Source organism: Methylocaldum marinum (assembly GCF_003584645.1).
Taxonomy (GTDB): domain Bacteria; phylum Pseudomonadota; class Gammaproteobacteria; order Methylococcales; family Methylococcaceae; genus Methylocaldum; species Methylocaldum marinum.
Map to the genome: position 1 here is coordinate 910,334 of NZ_AP017928.1, position 16,246 is coordinate 926,579.

Consider the following 16,246-nt stretch of genomic DNA (forward strand, 5'->3'; position numbering starts at 1 on the left):
GGGAATGGCGGCGCGGGATACTGCCGAAACGTTCCGGGGCATGAGGTTGAGACAAACTGTGCCGGCTCGGCCATCCCGTGCCGACGTAGGCGTCTCATTAGAGCCTTCCTTTCAGCGTTTGAGGTTCGATCGGGCTGGGTTGGGCGATGAGTTCGCGGGCGGCGTCGACCTTTTCCCAGACGTTCCACAACAGTACGCCTCTGACGCGAGCGTCCCGCAGATAGTAGACGACGCCTTGCCGGTTCGGCTCAGACCAATCCGCCACCGTCTCCAGGCGGGAGTCGGTTTCTCCGACCGCTTCGTATCCGAGGTCGAACAGGTCCGAATAGAAAAACGGAAGATGATGGTAAGGCAGGTCTTCGCCGGCCATGTTTCGCCCGGCGCGCATGCCCATGGTGTTGGCGTTGTCTTCGTGTTCGACCCGCAAACGCCTATCCAGCGCGGGATTGTAGAAGTTGGCGACGTCGCCGCCGGCATAAACGTCCGGAGAACCGGCTTGCAGGCGCTCGTTCACCAGGATGCCGTTTTCCACCGGAAGGCCGGCGTCCTCCGCCAACGCGACATTGGGCTCGATGCCGATGCCGGCTACCGCGGCGTCCACGGCTATCGTGCTTTCCTGGCCGGTGCTACCGTCGCGAAGGGTCATTAGCAGCCGTCCATCCTCTCTTCGGAGGTCGATGACTTGTTGCCCGGGTAGTACCTCGACGCCCCGCTGGCGATAATAGTCATTCAGGAACAGGCTGAGGTCGCGAGGGAACAGCCGTGCCCCCACGCCTTCCTCGGGAAAGGCCATGATGGCCTCCTTGCCGTTCGTTGCCAGGGCCGCCGCAACCTCGGAACCTATGAAGCCGCCGCCGATGACGGCAAAACGCCGTTTCTCCCCGCTCAGCGCGCGAAGACGGTGGTAGTCCTCGAGAGTTCGGAAATAGATGACATCGTCGCCGCCAAAGGGGAGGCGACGCGGGGTTCCGCCCGTCGCCAACAGCAACTTATTGAAGGTGTAGGAGGTTCCTTGATCGTCGGCGACGCGCTTGGCGGCGAGGTCGAGCCGGCTCGCGGTCCGGCCCAGACGCAGGTCGACACCCCGTTCCTCGGTTTTTCGCCAGATGCGGTCTATGGATTTTCCTTTCCAGAGTCCCTTGGACAAGGGCGGCCGATTGTAGGGCGGCTGGGTCTCGGCTCCGATCAATCCCACCGATCCTTCGGTGTCGATCTCGCGGATGCCCCGAATCGCGGCATCCGCCGTCATTCCGCCGCCGATGATGAGATAGTCGTAATGCGGCATATCGTTGGTCTCCGTGGGCACGCTTATGCACTAAATATGAGACTGATCTGCCAGAAGAGAGTTGCATGTTTGATTTTCCGCATCATTCCGGCAAGGGCTATCATAAAGAATGCCAACGCGCCGCGTTGCCACCGTGAAACAAGTCTTCCCCACCGGAAATACCCATGACAGACATTCAGCTACCGTCCGATGACGATGCCGTCGACAAAACCAGGATCCTGCCCTCGTCCGCCGGAAGTCGTCAGGAGCCTCACTTGCATGGCGGGGGAAATGACGAGGACAGGACGCGGGTGACGGCACTCGCGGATAAAGAACCACCGGCGCAACGTCCCGTCGGAATTTCCGCGGCCGGCGATGCTGCCGATCCGACCCGCATGGGCACGACGACCGGCCGCATCCTGGCGGTGCCGGCCGAGGCCGGCGCGTCGTTGAAGCCTTTGCAGATCGGCGACGTTCTCAAGGATCGATTCGTGCTGGAGCAGGTGCTGGGCGAGGGCGGGATGGGTGTGGTGTTCAAGGCGCTGGACCTTCGCAAGAAAGAAGCCAACGACAGGGATCCTTATGTCGCCCTGAAAGTGCTGAACGAGGATTTTCAGCAAAATCCGGTTTCCCTCATCGCGCTTCAGCGCGAGACCAAGCGAGCGCAGACCCTTTCCCATCCGAACATCATCAATGTGTACGACTTCGACCGGGACGGCCGGAACGTCTTCATGTCGATGGAATATCTCGAGGGCCAGCCGCTGAACCGGCTGATCAGGGAGCTGCCGGAGGGAGGCATGCCATTCAAGAAGGCATGGCCGATCATCCAGGGCATGGCGGAGGCGCTGGCCCACGCCCACAAAAAGAACATCGTCCATTCGGATTTCAAGCCGGGCAATGTCTTCATCGACAAAAACGGCGAGGTCAAGGTGCTCGATTTCGGGATCGCATGCGCTGCGGGCCGAGCGGACAAGAAGGGTGCCGAGGCGACGGTCTTCAATGCCCGCGACCTGGGCGCGCTGACGCCGGCCTATGCCAGTTACGAGATGCTCAAGGATGAGGAGCCGGACCCGCGCGACGATATCTATGCCCTGGCCTGCGTGACCTACGAGCTCCTGGTGGGGAAACATCCGTACGCGAAAATTTCGGCGGATGTCGCGGTCGACCTTAAGTTGCAGCCCAAGCCGGCACCGGGTTTGAACGGCAAGCAATGGCGAGGTCTCAAAAGGGCGCTCGCCCTCAAACGCGACGACCGCACCCCGACGGCCGAGCAATTCATCGACGATCTGCAGAAACGGTCCCCGCTGGTCTACGGTTCCTGGGCGGCGGCTGCGGCCGTGGTCATCGCCGTCGGCAGCAACGTTTACATGGGCTTGCGCAAGATCGAGCCGCCGCCCAAGATCGTGCCGACCCTCACCGCCGAGCAGCAGGCGAAACTCATGGATTTGCTGGAACTCGCGGACATTCACTTCGAGGTCGGCTATCTGACGGCGCCGACCGGCGCCAATGCGTTGTGGGCATACCGCGAAGCGCTCAAGATCGATCCCTATAACGAAAACGCCGCCAACGGCGTACAAAAAATCGCCGACACCCTCGAACTGGAAGCATGGAAATCATTCGAGCAAGGTGATCGGGTCGAGAGCCTGAAAAAAGTGCTCGACGGGCTGGAGGCGGTTCCGAATCACGAGGGGCTTCTCAAGCTCAAGGGCAAACTTGAGCGTTGATTCCGGAACGACATCGCGGTAAGGCGACCGGCAGTTGGCCCTTGCGGACAAAGATGCTCGGTCGGGCGGTGGCGTCGGGAAAGGATTCCCGACCTTGTATTATGAATTCCGTGTGGTTCGGAAGGGGTTGGAGAAGACTCCCGACCGGTCACCACCGGCCTGGAGGGCGCTCCAGGTTTGAGCGACTGGATGCCGTTCCCGCCCTTGGGACACCAAGCCCGTTGCGTAGATCGATGCAGCAGTCGCTCACCCTCATCGAGCGATCGAACAGTATCTTCGGCCCGGCTTGCCGGCAGCCCGCATTCACAAGGTAGATCATTTGAGGTTCATGATGCCCACGTTTTATCTCGGAATTGACGTCGCCAAAGCCAAACTGGACTGCGCGTTACGCCTCCCCAACGGGAAGTTCCGAACCAAAGTCATCGCCAACTCCCAAGACGGGTTCGCCACCCTCGTCACTTGGCTCACCGGCCCAGAGGCACGGAATGTTCACGTGTGTATGGAAGCCACTGGGGTGTATTGGGAAGACGTCGCCCAGTGCTTGGCTACCCAAGGGTTCACTGTCAGCGTCATCAACCCCGCCCAAATCAAAGCCTATGCCGCTTCCCGCTTAACCCGGACCAAAACCGATGCCGTCGATGCGCGCCTCATCACCGAATTTTGCGCCGAACGCCATCCGCCTCCCTGGCAGGCGAGAAGCGAAGCCGAAATCGCCTTGCGCGCGCTCGTGTTGCGTCTGGATGCGTTGCAAGCCCTGCGGACCCAGGAAAGTAACCGCCTGGAGGTCGCCCGGGACGCGGTGCGCACCAACATTCAAGAACACCTGAATTGGCTCGATCAGCAGATCAAGAGCCTGATCAAAACCATCAATGAGCACATCGACTCTAACCCCGATCTGAAGGGAAAGCGCGAATTACTCGAGAGCATCCCCGGTATCGGGGAACGCACCATCGCCATTCTGCTCGCCTTCTATGCCGAGCCCAGCCGCTTCGCCAATAGCCGACAAGCCGTCGCCTTCGCCGGGCTCGACCCGCGCCGGCAGGAGTCCGGAACGAGCGTGAAAACCAAGCCGCGGCTGTCCAAAGTCGGCCATGCCTTCTTGCGCAAAGCCCTCTACATGCCGGCTATGGTGATCCTGTATAAGACCGCTTGGGGCCAGCCCTTCAAGAACCGGCTCGCGCTCTCGGGCAAGCCCGCCAAGCTCATCATCGGTGCCATGATGCGCAAGCTCCTCCAGGTCGCTTTCGGCGTCCTCAAGTCCGGAAAACCCTTCGATCCAGCACTCCATGGCACTTGACCCGGATAACAGTATCTACGGGGGCACGGTCTTAGGTCGGCAATCCCTTGCCGGCGCACCCATCTCGGCGGCTGTACGGTGCTCCGGGATTGGTGAATATTACCTTGCCCGCGGGGGCAAAGTGTGACAGAAAAGGCGCAGGCCAGCGGAGTCGTGAAGCGTACAAGAGGACCGGCTATCGCGAAGATGTTTCGAGCGAAGAACCATAGGCGCCGAAACGCGCCGGCCCGGGAAAAACAACAAGGGGACTTATGCATTTTGTGCCTTCTTCCTTTTGATCGAAGGCACCGGGAACCCTTTTTCGTAAGTCCTGAATAATACCGAAACTCGAGGGGGTGGAATCATGCTGAAATCGATCGATATTTTGATCGGACTTTCCGTGGTCATGCTGATCGTCAGTATGGCGGTGACGCTGGTGACTCAAGCGCTGCTGTCGCTCCGCCAGAGTCGCGGACGGCACCTGCTAGGCGGACTCGTGGACCTGCTCCAGCAGCTTGATCCGGGCGTGGAACGGCACTTCGCCGAGGAAATCGCAAAAATGATTCTTCGAAGTCCGATTCTAAGCGGGGGCAAGCTATTCGGTGTGGTCCGGTACGGCGAAGTGATTCACCGCGAGGAACTGACCAAAATGCTGCTCGACCTGGCTGCGCGAGACCCGGCCGCCGGGCAGATGAACGAGCTGCAACAGACGGCGCTTAAGGTCTTGAAGAGAGTAATGGCGAATAACGGCATAACGGATCCGGACGGGATCCTGAAGAAGATTCACATGGTGGCGCTGCAACTGGAAAGATCCAATCCGGAACTGGCCAACGACGTCCGCGAAAACGTCGCCCTGTTGCAGGAAGCCGCCAGCGAGTTTCTGGCAAAAGTCAATCTGCGGTTCGATTCCATCATCGATCGCGTGAGCGAACGTTTTACCTTCAGCGCTCGGGTTTGGACCTTCATCAGCGCAACGCTGGTGGCGGTTGTGCTGCAGTTGGATACGGTCGCCCTGGTCAACCGATTCGCCATGGATGACGCCATGCGGGCTGCGTTCGTCGAAGAAGCGGTGAGGCTGGCGCGAGAACAAGAGCGGGAACAGCAGCCGGCGCCAATGCCGGTGCACGCCGTTTCGGCATCGGCCGAGGCGAAGCAGATCGAGGCGAAACAAACCGAAAAACAATACTTGACCTTCCTGGCCAAGCAAGGCGTGATTTTGCCTCCTTCCTCCTTCAAACACTGGTACGACAACTGGCAAAACGTGAACCTTCCGGGGTTGATTATCTCCATCCTGTTGCTGAGTCTAGGCGCTCCTTTTTGGTACAGCGCTCTGAACAGGTTATTGCAGCTGCGTTCGGTCCTCGCCCGAAAGGACGATCTCCAACGCCTCATGAGGAACACCACGCAATCTTCGGGCGATGTTCGCGAGCGTTAATTCGGCGCGAGCGGCGATATCCGTCGGGATAAGAGTCTTTGAACCGGGCCTACGGCGGTCCACCAAAGAGAGGGATGAGGCGTGAAAGAGGGAGATCCACGCTCCCGCTTTCCCGCGGGTTTTCGGCCGGGTACAGCTGCCGCAGCGGCAGCTTGAACGCGCCGTTTCCCACAATCACAAGCAGTCGGCTTTGAAGCCTATCCCCGAGCTATGCGTGCTGCCTGTGTCGACCCGGTTCCACGGCCTGCCGAGAGAGATTAATTCCCAATGCCTTTCAATACCGAATGGAACTCCTAGAAGATGGGCAACGGACGCCTGATATGGATCGTGTGTTGATCGGCAGAAAGATAGCCGCGCCCCATCAGATCCTTCATGGCCTTGCTGACCATTTCTCGCGAGCACCCGATCCTATTAGCCAGGTCCTGCAGGCTGGGCCGCTCGGTGATCACCAATTCTCCGTCCCGTTCGATCGCCAGATTATTCAGGACCTTGGCGAGCCGGCCGTACACATCGGATAAAGCGAGTCCGCGCACGCTGTCGGTCAGAATTCGGATCCGCTTGCTGAGACTTCGGATTATGCTTAAAACGGCATCCGGGTGCTTCTCCAGCCACTTCCGAAACGCTGTCCGCGAAATCATGCAGCACCTCGTCGGCTCCAGCGTCATGACGGAAGCGGAGCGTAGGGCGTCGTCAAGCAATGACAGTTCACCGAAGAAGGACCCCGCCTCCTGAATCGAGAGCGTGAATATTCGTCCGCTCTCGCTGGTCAGATACACCTGTACCTTGCCGGAGAGAACGACGAATAGCGGACCGGCGTCGTCGCCTTCATTAATGATTACCACGTTCTTACGGTAAGCTCTTGTCGTGGCTGTGGTCGCGAGTTCCTCGAGCGTGGCTTCGCTGATTTCGGCAAAGTAGGGAACTGTTCTGAATTGTTTCAACAGCTCATCGGACATAACGGCATGAGCCTCGGCTCTGGGATAAAGTTCTATTACTTAAGGCAATGGCATAGTGCGTATCGCGACCATTGGGTGATGTTCGTTGACCTGAACGTTACCGTGCCGGATTGCAGCCGGAATTTCTGTTAATTTTTCCCAAATTCGGTACGACAAATGTCCGGTGTCTGGAAAGGATTGCCGACCGAGCACCCGTAGGTCGGAAATCCTTTCCAGACACCGGACTCCAATCGAGCGTCCTCGTCGGCAAGGGCTTGCCGACCTACGACCGTGCACCCCGTAGATACTGTCTTCAGAATCACGATGCAAGCGCAAAATTGGGATTGAACGGTTGACCGGATTTAAGGACGCCGTAGGCGAGGACGAGGAGCTTGCGCATGGCGGCGCCCACGATGAGTTTGCCGTTCTTGCCTTGGGCTTTAAGGCGCTCGCAGAAGGTGCGGATCAGTGGGTTATGGCGCCGGGCGACGATGGCCGGCATGTAAAGGGCTTTGCGGAGCAAGGCATCGCCGGTTTTGGATAGACGGGTGTGGCCTTTCCATTTTCCGGACTGGTGCTCTTTGGGCGAGAGGCCGGCAAAGGCGGCGACACTGCGCGCGTTTTCGAAGCGGTGAACGTCGCCCAGGGCGGCCAGCAGCACCGGGATCGTGGCATTGCCCAAGCCGGGAATGGTGTCGAGCAGGTCACGCCGTTGGCGGAGGTCCGGATCGTGGTCGATGTGCTCCCGGATGCGTGTTTGGGTCGCGGCGATCTCGGCGTCGAGGGTGGCGAGCACGGCTTCGATGGAGGGGCGTACGGTGGGGTCGGCCCCGTCCAGGCGGTTGCGTTCCATCTGCCGCATCTCGAGGAGGCTCTCGAGCCGACGGACCAGCGCTTGTAATTGGCGCACGGCCAGCGGAGGCGGCTGCCAGAGCAGAGGTCTTTGGCTATGACAGAAGCGGGCGATGAGCTTGGCATCGGTCTTGTCGGTCTTGGTGCGGCTCAGTTCGGCTTTGCCGAAGGCGTGGATTTGGGCGGGGTTGACCACGCTGACGGCGAGGCCGTGGTCGACCAGGAACAGGGCCAAGCCCTCACCATAGCGGCCGGTGGCCTCCAGACACACGTGGGGCGCTGGGAAGGCCTGCAGCCAGGCCAGGAACGCCTTAAACCCTTCGGGCGTATTCTGGAAGACCTTGGTTTTGTACTTGCCGTTGCGGAGTGCGGCGGCGTCGAACTTGGCTTTGGCGATGTCGATACCGATGGGGGTGAACGTCATGAAGTCTCCTTGGGGTTCGTTCGGGAACGATGAAGGGGCCGATCGCTCGGAACCGCTCCTGCCGGGTTCAGCCTTATCCATCCAGGGTTCTGCCCAAGGCAGCCCTACGATACTGTTCGAACTCAATGGCGAGGAAGGGACGCTGGGGGACGATCTACGGCGCGGGCTTCAGGCCCAAGGTCGGCAACGTCTTGCCCAGCGTCTGGGTCCGATGATCAGTCGGAGATTCTGCCTCTTGTGGAACGCAGAATCGAGATATAAGGTCGGCAAGCCCTTGCCGACGCAGACGCTCGATCGGGCCGTGACGTCGGGAAGGGCGGCTTCGGCGCTCCCGGAGAAACCGCTCACAGATCGAATCGGAAAGGCTTCACTTTCCGTTTCGTCACGCCTTCAACCCCGTGTCTTACGGTCGCCCATTGACATCAACGCCGACATGCCGGCCGTGGATTCGCCCGGTTGTTCGGGCTGTCTGCTTCCACAATCGCGCACTTGGTTTCATCAACGGGCACTTGAAAATCAAACAATTCGAATCCCTTCGGCGGGGAGCACGAACGGTCTTTCCGTAAGCGTCCGCTGGAGGACAGTCTTTTCCTGATGCCGCCGAACAGTTAACCGTCAGGACCTTATACGTTGGCTGGTTTCCAGTTGTGGGGTAGCAGGCTGTCGATCTCCCTCTGCTTGGTGGTGGGTAAACGGGTCAGGACGTCTTTCAGGTAGGCCTCTGGGTTGAGGTCGAGTTCCTTGCAGGTTTGGATGAGGCTGAACACCGTGGCGGCGACCTGGCCGCCCTTGGGCGAGCCGAGGAACAGCCAGTTCTTGCGGCCGATGGTGAGGGGGCGGATCGCCCGCTCACTGCGGTTGTTGTCGATCTCCAGGCGACCGTCTTCGGTATAGCGCTCCAGCGCCGGCCAGTTCTTGAGGGCATAGCCGATGGCCTGGGCAGTGGGGGTCTTGGGCGCCAGCTGGCGCAGCCGGTCTTCGAGCCAGGCCTTGAACTCGGCCAGGATCGGCCGCGCCTGTTCCTGCCGTAGCTTTCGGGTGCCTTCGGCGTCGAGTTGCTGTTCCTTGGCCTCCCGTTCGATGGCGTAGAGCCGGCCGATGTACTCCAAGGCCTCATGGGCGCTGATGCGCTTGCCGTTCTCGGTCTGTCGGGCAATCTCGAAGAACTTGCGGCGCGCATGCGCCCAGCACGCCACTTCCAGGACCTTGCCTGCGGCGAAGATCTGGTCGTAACCGGCATAGGCGTCCGCCTGCAGGTAGCCGCTGTAGCCTTCCAGTTTGGCCTTGGGATGCTTGCCCGCCCGGGTTTCGGTGTGGTCATAGACGACGATGGGCGGCGAGTGGCCGGCGTATACCCAAAACCGGGTTTCCCGCGTCTTGCCGCGGTCCTGCACCGCCACAGTGGTGTCGTCCGAGAAGATCACCGGCTGTTGCTTGAGCAACGCCAGCATCCGCTCGACCAAGGGCTGCAGCTGCCAGCCGCTCTGGATGACCCAGTCGCACAACGTGGTGCGGGCAATGGGGACACCCTGGTGGGCAAAGATTTGCTCGATGCGGTACAGCGGCAGGTGATAGCCGTATTTAGCCATCAGCAGATGTGCCAGAAGACCCGGCAGAGGGATGCCCTGCTCGATGATTTGCGGCGGGGCCGGTACCGTGGTCAACTGCCCTTGGCACTTCGCGCAGGCGCACTTTTCCCGCCGCGTTTCCACGACCTTCAGTTGCGCCGGGACGTAATCCAAGCGTTCGGAGCTTTCGTAGCCGATCACCGGCCGTTCCTCACCGCAGGCAGGACACTGCCGGTCTTGTGCCGACAACGGCAATACCACGATCTCTCGCGGCAGATGCGCCGGCAGTGCGGTGCGCTTCGGTTGATTCTTGGCGGGCGATTGCACCACCACCGTCTTGAACGCCACCGGACTGGCGACGGGGGCGTCCTCGGGCACCTCATCCCACAGCGGCAGTTGGTCGATGTCGGGGAGGGTCGCCAGTCGCTCGGAACGGGCGCCGAACAGCAGCTTCTTCAGCTGCGCTAGGTCGAATTCCAGCCGTTCGATGCGCGCCTCGCGCTGGGCCAGGGTGGCCTTTAGAGTACGATTTTCTTCGGCGAGAGCGGCGGCATTCATGGCTGCCATTATACCCGGTGGACCACCCGAAAGCCCAGCTCTGATGCGGGTTTTAGGCACTTTCGACTCAGCCGACCCGACCCGCGCGAACCGCGCGGAAACGGGCCACCGTCAGGTCCACGCCTTCCAGCAACAGCAGCAGGTCCGAGCGCGAAATCGTCCCCTGAACCGGCTTGCGGAAGCGGCCTTTCTCCAGCCGCTTGTAGGCCAGCCAGAAACCGTGACGATCCCACCACAACAGCTTCACCTTGTCCCGGCCCCGGTTGAAAAACACGAACACCGCACCCGATAACGGCGAATGCCCCAGACTGCTCTCCACCGCCAGCGCCAAACCATCGATGGACTTGCGCAAATCGACCGGCTCGGCCACCACATACACCGCCGCCGCACTCAGAATCGTCGCCAGCATCACGAGACCAATGCGGCCACCACCTGCTTCAACAACCCGGCATCGAACCCCGGTTTCACCTCGATGCGAACCCCGCCCACCGACAACCACAGACCACCGACTGCTGTCTCACCGCCATCTACCCGCATCAACGTCAGTGGCGCCACCACCGCTGGCTGCGCTACGCGTCGACGCCAGTAGATGAACGCCGCATAGCTGACCGCCTCGCGCGCACACCAAGCGCGCACCGACAACCCACTCCCTGCCTGTTGCTCCAGCAGGACCCGCCAATGCATCTCTCGTTCTTGTTTCGTCATCGCCATCTCCTCCTCTTCGGGAATATGGCGATACTGTGACTCAGGCGCTAATCGGTGGGAATTATGCGGACAGCCGGACGCTTACGTCTTTCCAAGCCACGATCCAAACCACTATGAGTGAATATCAATACTACGAATTCCTAGCCATCGACCGGCCGCTGTCCCAGGCACAAATGGCCGAGTTGCGTGCCCGGTCGACGCGGGCAACGATCACGCCGACCTCGTTTGTCAACGAGTACCACTGGGGCGACCTTAAGGGCGATCCGACGGATTGGATGCGGCGTTATTTCGACGCCTTCGTATACGTGGCCAATTGGGGTAGTTGCCGATTCGCCCTGAGGGTGCCGCGCTCGGTGTTCACCGAGAGCGAACTCGCCGGTTTTGAAACCGAGGCCTCCCTCAAGATCGACCGGTCTTCCGATCACTGGATCATCGAGTGGGCCTTGAACGAAGGCGATGATTACGACCGCTTCGCATGCGAAAGCGGAAGCGGCTGGATGGGGCGTCTGGCGCCGTTGCGCGACGAATTGCTCCGCGGCGACCACCGAGCGCTGTATCTCGGCTGGCTTGCCGGAGTCACCTCGGGCGAAGTCGACGAGGCGAGTCTCGAACCGGCACCGCCACCGGGGTTATCGAGACTTACCGGCGCCCAGCAGTCTTTGGTCGAATTTCTCGAGATCGGCCCCGATCTGCTCACGGCCGCGGCATCGGCAGACTCGGAGGTGAGCGCTGCGGCAGTCGATTTCGACCGCGAGATGGACGCATGGCTGGCCGGACTGTCCGCGGAGGAGGCTCGTTCGATCCTGAAGCAGTTGCTTCAGGGAAAATCGCAGCGGGCGGAACGGCAGCTCAAGGCACGCTTTTATGCCTGGCAGAGGGAGCGCGCCCCGTGTGCCGCGACATCCGGGAAACGCCGCGCCGTTGCGGAATTGCAGGAGCTGGCAAACGGAGCAGAGGCAGAACGGCTAAAACGGGAAGAGGAAGAACTCGCCCGATTGAAAGCGGAACAGCGCCCGCGGCGGGAAGCCTACCTGGCCACCCTCGCCGCCGACTTCGACCGTTGCTGGCAAGGCATCGATGAGAAGGCGGAACGCGGCGTTGCGTCGTCCTACGAGGAAGCGACCCGCGCCCTGGTCGATCTGGCGGAGGCGTATGTGCTCCACGCAAACCGGGGCGAATTCGACGCACGTCTGAACGGCTTCATGGCGCGCCACGGAAAACGCACGGCACTGGTGCGCCGGCTGAAACAAGCCGGATTGTGGCGGTGAGGAACGACCGATCAAACCGGTTTTTAGCCTTGGTCTACCCAAAGCCCCACGAAATCGAAGGACAGTTGTTTGTGGCGGCGAATGGTCAGCAGGTAAACAGCTTCGTCGATAATCGCGTAGAGGAGCAAATAGTCCTCCATCACATACTCACGGAGGTCGGTGTTTTCGCCGAGGCGGGCCAATTGCGCCTGCAGCTTTTCCAGCTTTGAGAGGGCCTCGACCGATTCCGGGCGGCGAGCCAGGAATGGGCGTCCTATTGTCGGGAATCGCTCCAAATTGGGAATAACCCTCTGGCCGAGTTCGTCTAGGAGACGGTCGTAGTCTTGAGGAAAATCGATTTCGGACCAGAACGCCTCGATAGATTCGAGATTGAACTGGAAGTTTTTGGTGAACTTTACGGTCGTGCGCCGGGTGCTCATCACCGGGCGCGCTATCAGGTTTTTGGCGCGCGGCGTTTCTTCAGCGCATTCAGTGCAGACTTGGCATCCTTCACCTGTCCTGCTTCGATATCGGCCAGGCCTTGGACTGCCTCGTCGAGAGTGAGCAAGTGGATGCGGGCGCGCTCCAGTTGGTGATAGTAGTCCAAGCGTTTGGCATCGATCAGGGCGATGTAGCTTTCGCCGTTCTTGGTAACGATCTTTTCTGCCCCGGCTTTGACTTGTTCGGCTAGCTCGGACAGGTTGGCGCGTGCTTGAGAGAGAGGAATGACATCATTGACCGAGAATGCCATGGCGGCCTCCATTCGCGAGAAATGTACAGAATTCTGTTCATGATACACGCGTTGCAATATTCTAAAAATCATCGTGCCCGAATTCTCCGCTCTTATTAATCAGGCCCTTAAATAGCTCGGCTCAAAATTCAGCTAACTTATTGATCTCGCTAAACCGTGGCGTCGCATATTTAAGGGCCTTCTCAATAAGTTGCCTGTGGCCTTTGCGGTGTTCCAGGCCAATCCCCTCGCCGTCCGCGTGACCGCCGGCACCGGCTCGGAGCGGGCCGAGTTGCGGCGCTTCGTCCAACCGGGTGGGTTTTATGTGTTCGACCGCGGCTATTCCGACTATCGCTTGTTCCAGGATCTGCACGACCATGCGTGCAGTTTTGTCGGCCGGGTCCAGGAGAACGTTGCGTACGAGGTGCGCCGGGAGCGCCCCCTCACCGACACCGATCGGGCAGCAGGCGTCATCCGCGATGTGGACCTGCGCCGTCTGGGCACACCGCATCACACGCGGCGTTTGCCGCAGCCGTTCCGGCTGGTCTGGGTCAGCACCGGCCGCCACCGCGTCGACGGCACGGTCGAGCCCCTCATTCTGGTGACCAACCGCCTGGACCTGGATGCCGAGTTGATTGCCGTGGCCTATCGCGGCCGCTGGACCGTGGAATTGTTCTTTCGTTGGTTGATGAAGTGCGTGTTGAGCTGTCGGCATCTGCTCAGCCAGACCGCCAACGGCGTTATGTTCCAGGTGTATGCCGCCATCATCGCCAGTTTGCTGCTGAGTCTCTGGATCGGCCACGCCCCGACCAAGGCCACCTATGAAATGGTGTGCCATTACCTTAGCGGTTGGGCGACCGAGGAGGAACTCATCACCTATCTGGAACGAATGCGCCACAAAGCCACCTTAAGCAAAAAATGAGCCGAACACTATTGAGTGCTGTGGGGGCTGGAGGCTAAACACCCCCGGCTACCCGATTAGCCGGTTTCAGCATCATTGACTTTCTCTCCCCGCCAAAAAGCGTTCAATGCGTCCCACGCGCGCCTGCTTTCAGGAAGAAGATGAGCGCCAAAGTGCTCTGGATCTTCGCCACCGTTCGCCCACACGTTTTGAACTCCTTCGAGCACGCCAACGGTAGCGAACTCCTTTACCCAGGGCGACCCGTCGATGTGTAGACGTTCAACTGCAAGAGCAACGTGCGGAAAAGGCGAGTCGCCTCCAGCCCGATAGACAGTCAAGAGGTGACCGGCAAATTCGCCTGCTGCAATGTAAAGAACGTCGTTGCCCCACTTGGCGAGATGTGCGGCCCAGAGTGGGCGGAAACTCGGACAAGACTCAATGAGAACTTCCATTGCCTGTGACCATGGTTTTGCTCTATTGTTGGAGGCGTGCTCTCGCCGCTGCTCGCCAACATCCTGTTGGACGACCTCGACAAAGAGCTGGCGCGGCGCGGTCACGCGTTTGCCCGTTACGCGGACGATCTGCTTGTCCTCATCAAGAGCGAGCGCGCCGGTGAACGCGTCAAGACCAGCATCGCCCGGTTTCTCACGGGCAAACTCAAACTCGCGGTCAACGAGCGCACGAGTCGTGTGGTGAGCGTTGAGCACTGCACGTTTCTCGGATTCACCTTCCGCAAGGGCAAGCTGCGCTGGTCCGATGAGGCCTTCGACGACTTCAAACATCGTATCCGTCAACTGACGGGGCGAAGCTGGGGCGTGTCGATGGCCTATCGGCTGGAAAAGCTCGCGATCTACGTGCGCGGATGGATGAACTACTTCGGCATCTCGGACGACTACCGACCCATCCCTGAGATCGATGCCTGGATCAGGCGACGCATCCGCATGTGCTACTGGAAACAGTGGCGCTACGTGCGCACCCAGGTCCGCTATCTTCTCGCGCTGGGAACGAGCAAACGTCAAGCTATTCTGACGGCGCTCAGCAGCAAGAGCTACTGGCACCTCTCGAAGACGCTGGCGACACAGACCGGGATGACGAACGATGGGCTGGCATCGCAAGGCTTGATATCGATTCGAACGCTGTGGATGCGCATCCATGGCTATGCGTGATCGTCGTGTGCTCCGTTCCATGAACCGCCCGGTGCGGACCCGCATGCCGGGTGGTGTGGGGACTGGGGGTTAGAAGCCCCCGGTTACCCGATTGGGCGACATGGCTACACCGTTACTCCAATGAATGCCCACAAACATAGCAGTGCTGGCCTGGCAGCCGAACATCAAACGCCGACCAGCCGCGAATGACTTGCCCGCGACGGCAGTTCACAGCAGGACACCGGATGGAGAAAGCGTAAGCCACGAGCACGATGCCAAACGACAGCGCCAGCGCCCAATGCCACGACAACTCAGAGCCAGGCTCGGCCGTACGAAGGACAACATGCAGGATGATCAGGGCGACCTCGACAGCCAAGAGAGCGATCAGCTTTGCGCGCTTTGTCATGACGCCCAACGCTGTCAGTGAGCTGCGCCAAAGAGCCGGAGCGACGTAGGAGCGTAGGCTGTTAGGCGTCGGCTCCACTGCGAGGTTAGGGGGCTTTTGCTCTAGGAGTCGGTCACTCGCTGAAAATAAATCCGTCCCCATTTTCCCAGTTCTAGTCATATTGGGGTTCCTTCGCCGCCTAAACCTGTGCGGGTTACAAGGTCATGGTCCCCGTCCACACCATAAAAGCAAGCCAAATCAACAGCAAGAGGTAATTGACTCGGACCCAACCCTTTCGGACGGAATCTAGGGCTATAGCTAAGCCGCCACAAATCGGTGTAGCAACAATATAAGACCACAGGAGCATCGCAACCAAATAATCCTGGAATGGCAAGGCGGGAAAAGCGGAAGGCTTAGAGCGATCAATCCCAATTCCGACCACCAACATGCTGATTCCCAGAACCGTAAGTGCGATGTTAATACCACTCAGCCAGTGGCTCCAATCCTTCCGGGCACTCATGGGCGTCCCACATCGGCATGAAAAGCACCATCCGGGTCGGCCCGGACATAGCTACCAGTATTGAATCGATAGACCGGGTTATGTTTCCCAGTGCCAGCGTAAACCGAGACACCGAAAGTGCGCGCCAATTCTACCAGCAGCACCCGATTTTGTCCCACGTTGCAGTGCTGGAGGTGCACAAAACCGCTAGGGGCAAAATTACCGGAGAGAATTGCCAAAGTAGTCCGGAAGTTGGGTAAGCTTGCGGTATTGATCCAGTCGCTGCCGATCTCGATTCCACTCGCATTCCCATGATCGAATATATTGAGTCTCGACATGCGGTTATACCTGATTCGATCATTTGGAGTACAGACACGAGAATAAGTGTAAACTCGGAGTGCCTGCAGGATCTTATTGACCATGCTGTCCACATCTTGCACATAGATTTCACCGACTCGCGTAGCCGAAGCCATCCAACCTACGATATCGGAATCATCTACGACAGTAAATTCCATATCCATCTCGATTACCTCGAAAAATAATTATTAGACATTATCGGAAACTAGCATGGCAGTCTGTCATTGAATAACGAAGAGAA

The 16,246-nt window shown here is 59.5% G+C and carries 17 protein-coding genes; 6 read left to right on the top strand and 11 right to left on the bottom strand.

Going from position 1 to position 16,246, the window contains the following annotated elements; genetic code table 11:
• Positions 1 to 97: 97 nt before the first annotated feature.
• Positions 98 to 1,285: an NAD(P)/FAD-dependent oxidoreductase gene (locus tag sS8_RS04000; protein ID WP_119628527.1), complete on the bottom strand. Its 1,188-nt coding sequence runs from the start codon at positions 1,283 to 1,285 to the stop codon at positions 98 to 100.
• Positions 1,286 to 1,449: 164 nt separating this feature from the next.
• On the opposite strand from sS8_RS04000, the gene sS8_RS04005 reads away from it, so the two are divergent.
• The 3 genes from sS8_RS04005 (at position 1,450) to sS8_RS04015 (ending at position 5,699) form a co-directional block, all read left to right on the top strand.
• The gene (locus tag sS8_RS04005) at positions 1,450 to 2,988 is read left to right on the top strand and encodes a serine/threonine-protein kinase (RefSeq protein WP_119628528.1); all 1,539 of its coding nucleotides are present in this window, start codon (positions 1,450 to 1,452) and stop codon (positions 2,986 to 2,988) included.
• A gap of 331 nt (positions 2,989 to 3,319) precedes the next feature.
• Positions 3,320 to 4,285: an IS110 family RNA-guided transposase gene (locus sS8_RS04010; protein WP_119632608.1), complete on the top strand. Its 966-nt coding sequence runs from the start codon at positions 3,320 to 3,322 to the stop codon at positions 4,283 to 4,285.
• Between the two features lie 343 nt (positions 4,286 to 4,628).
• Positions 4,629 to 5,699 carry a hypothetical protein gene (locus sS8_RS04015; protein ID WP_119628529.1) on the top strand — a complete coding sequence of 357 codons (1,071 nt, stop codon included), beginning with the start codon at positions 4,629 to 4,631 and terminating at the stop codon, positions 5,697 to 5,699.
• A 293-nt stretch (positions 5,700 to 5,992) separates the two neighbouring features.
• On the opposite strand, the gene sS8_RS04020 is transcribed toward sS8_RS04015, so the two are convergent.
• From sS8_RS04020 to tnpA, 5 genes are all read right to left on the bottom strand, one after another.
• Positions 5,993 to 6,655 (bottom strand): Crp/Fnr family transcriptional regulator, encoded by a 663-nt coding sequence (locus sS8_RS04020; RefSeq protein ID WP_119628530.1) that lies wholly within the window; start codon positions 6,653 to 6,655, stop codon positions 5,993 to 5,995.
• A gap of 298 nt (positions 6,656 to 6,953) precedes the next feature.
• Complete coding sequence (locus sS8_RS04025; protein ID WP_119628531.1) at positions 6,954 to 7,910, bottom strand: IS110 family RNA-guided transposase; 957 nt, start codon at positions 7,908 to 7,910, stop codon at positions 6,954 to 6,956.
• A 623-nt stretch (positions 7,911 to 8,533) separates the two neighbouring features.
• Positions 8,534 to 10,045, bottom strand: a complete 1,512-nt coding sequence (gene tnpC / locus sS8_RS04030; protein ID WP_119627853.1) for an IS66 family transposase — start codon at positions 10,043 to 10,045, stop codon at positions 8,534 to 8,536.
• Between the two features lie 58 nt (positions 10,046 to 10,103).
• Positions 10,104 to 10,445 (bottom strand): IS66 family insertion sequence element accessory protein TnpB, encoded by a 342-nt coding sequence (gene tnpB / locus sS8_RS04035; protein ID WP_119627852.1) that lies wholly within the window; start codon positions 10,443 to 10,445, stop codon positions 10,104 to 10,106.
• Positions 10,445 to 10,747 carry an IS66 family insertion sequence element accessory protein TnpA gene (gene tnpA, locus sS8_RS04040; protein WP_119627851.1) on the bottom strand — a complete coding sequence of 101 codons (303 nt, stop codon included), beginning with the start codon at positions 10,745 to 10,747 and terminating at the stop codon, positions 10,445 to 10,447. Before tnpA ends, tnpB begins: the two co-directional genes overlap by 1 nt.
• Positions 10,748 to 10,854: 107 nt before the next feature.
• Between tnpA and sS8_RS04045 the strand changes: the two genes are divergently transcribed.
• Positions 10,855 to 12,009: a hypothetical protein gene (locus sS8_RS04045; protein ID WP_119628532.1), complete on the top strand. Its 1,155-nt coding sequence runs from the start codon at positions 10,855 to 10,857 to the stop codon at positions 12,007 to 12,009.
• A gap of 23 nt (positions 12,010 to 12,032) precedes the next feature.
• Here sS8_RS04045 and sS8_RS04050 read toward each other — a convergent pair whose 3' ends face one another.
• Together sS8_RS04050 and sS8_RS04055 are read right to left on the bottom strand one after the other, a co-directional pair.
• Positions 12,033 to 12,428, bottom strand: a complete 396-nt coding sequence (locus sS8_RS04050; RefSeq protein WP_119628533.1) for a type II toxin-antitoxin system RelE/ParE family toxin — start codon at positions 12,426 to 12,428, stop codon at positions 12,033 to 12,035.
• A 14-nt stretch (positions 12,429 to 12,442) separates the two neighbouring features.
• Complete coding sequence (locus sS8_RS04055) at positions 12,443 to 12,739, bottom strand: type II toxin-antitoxin system Phd/YefM family antitoxin (protein WP_119632609.1); 297 nt, start codon at positions 12,737 to 12,739, stop codon at positions 12,443 to 12,445.
• Between the two features lie 196 nt (positions 12,740 to 12,935).
• Here sS8_RS04055 and sS8_RS04060 point away from each other — a divergent pair, with 196 nt between their 5' ends.
• Positions 12,936 to 13,640 (top strand): IS4 family transposase, encoded by a 705-nt coding sequence (locus sS8_RS04060; protein WP_232020702.1) that lies wholly within the window; start codon positions 12,936 to 12,938, stop codon positions 13,638 to 13,640.
• Positions 13,641 to 13,696: 56 nt separating this feature from the next.
• On the opposite strand, the gene sS8_RS04065 is transcribed toward sS8_RS04060, so the two are convergent.
• A complete protein-coding gene (locus sS8_RS04065) occupies positions 13,697 to 14,071 on the bottom strand; it encodes a DUF7674 family protein (RefSeq protein ID WP_119628535.1) in 375 nt (124 codons plus the stop codon).
• 36 nt (positions 14,072 to 14,107) lie between these two features.
• On the opposite strand from sS8_RS04065, the gene sS8_RS04070 reads away from it, so the two are divergent.
• A complete protein-coding gene (locus tag sS8_RS04070; RefSeq protein ID WP_197716681.1) occupies positions 14,108 to 14,785 on the top strand; it encodes a group II intron maturase-specific domain-containing protein in 678 nt (225 codons plus the stop codon).
• 112 nt (positions 14,786 to 14,897) lie between these two features.
• Here sS8_RS04070 and sS8_RS27530 read toward each other — a convergent pair whose 3' ends face one another.
• Both sS8_RS27530 and sS8_RS04085 read right to left on the bottom strand, forming a co-directional pair.
• Entirely contained in the window at positions 14,898 to 15,170 is a 273-nt protein-coding gene (locus sS8_RS27530) for a hypothetical protein (protein ID WP_145986404.1), read from the bottom strand.
• A 495-nt stretch (positions 15,171 to 15,665) separates the two neighbouring features.
• Positions 15,666 to 16,169 carry a DUF4347 domain-containing protein gene (locus tag sS8_RS04085; RefSeq protein ID WP_119628539.1) on the bottom strand — a complete coding sequence of 168 codons (504 nt, stop codon included), beginning with the start codon at positions 16,167 to 16,169 and terminating at the stop codon, positions 15,666 to 15,668.
• Between the last annotated feature and the right edge of the window lie 77 nt (positions 16,170 to 16,246).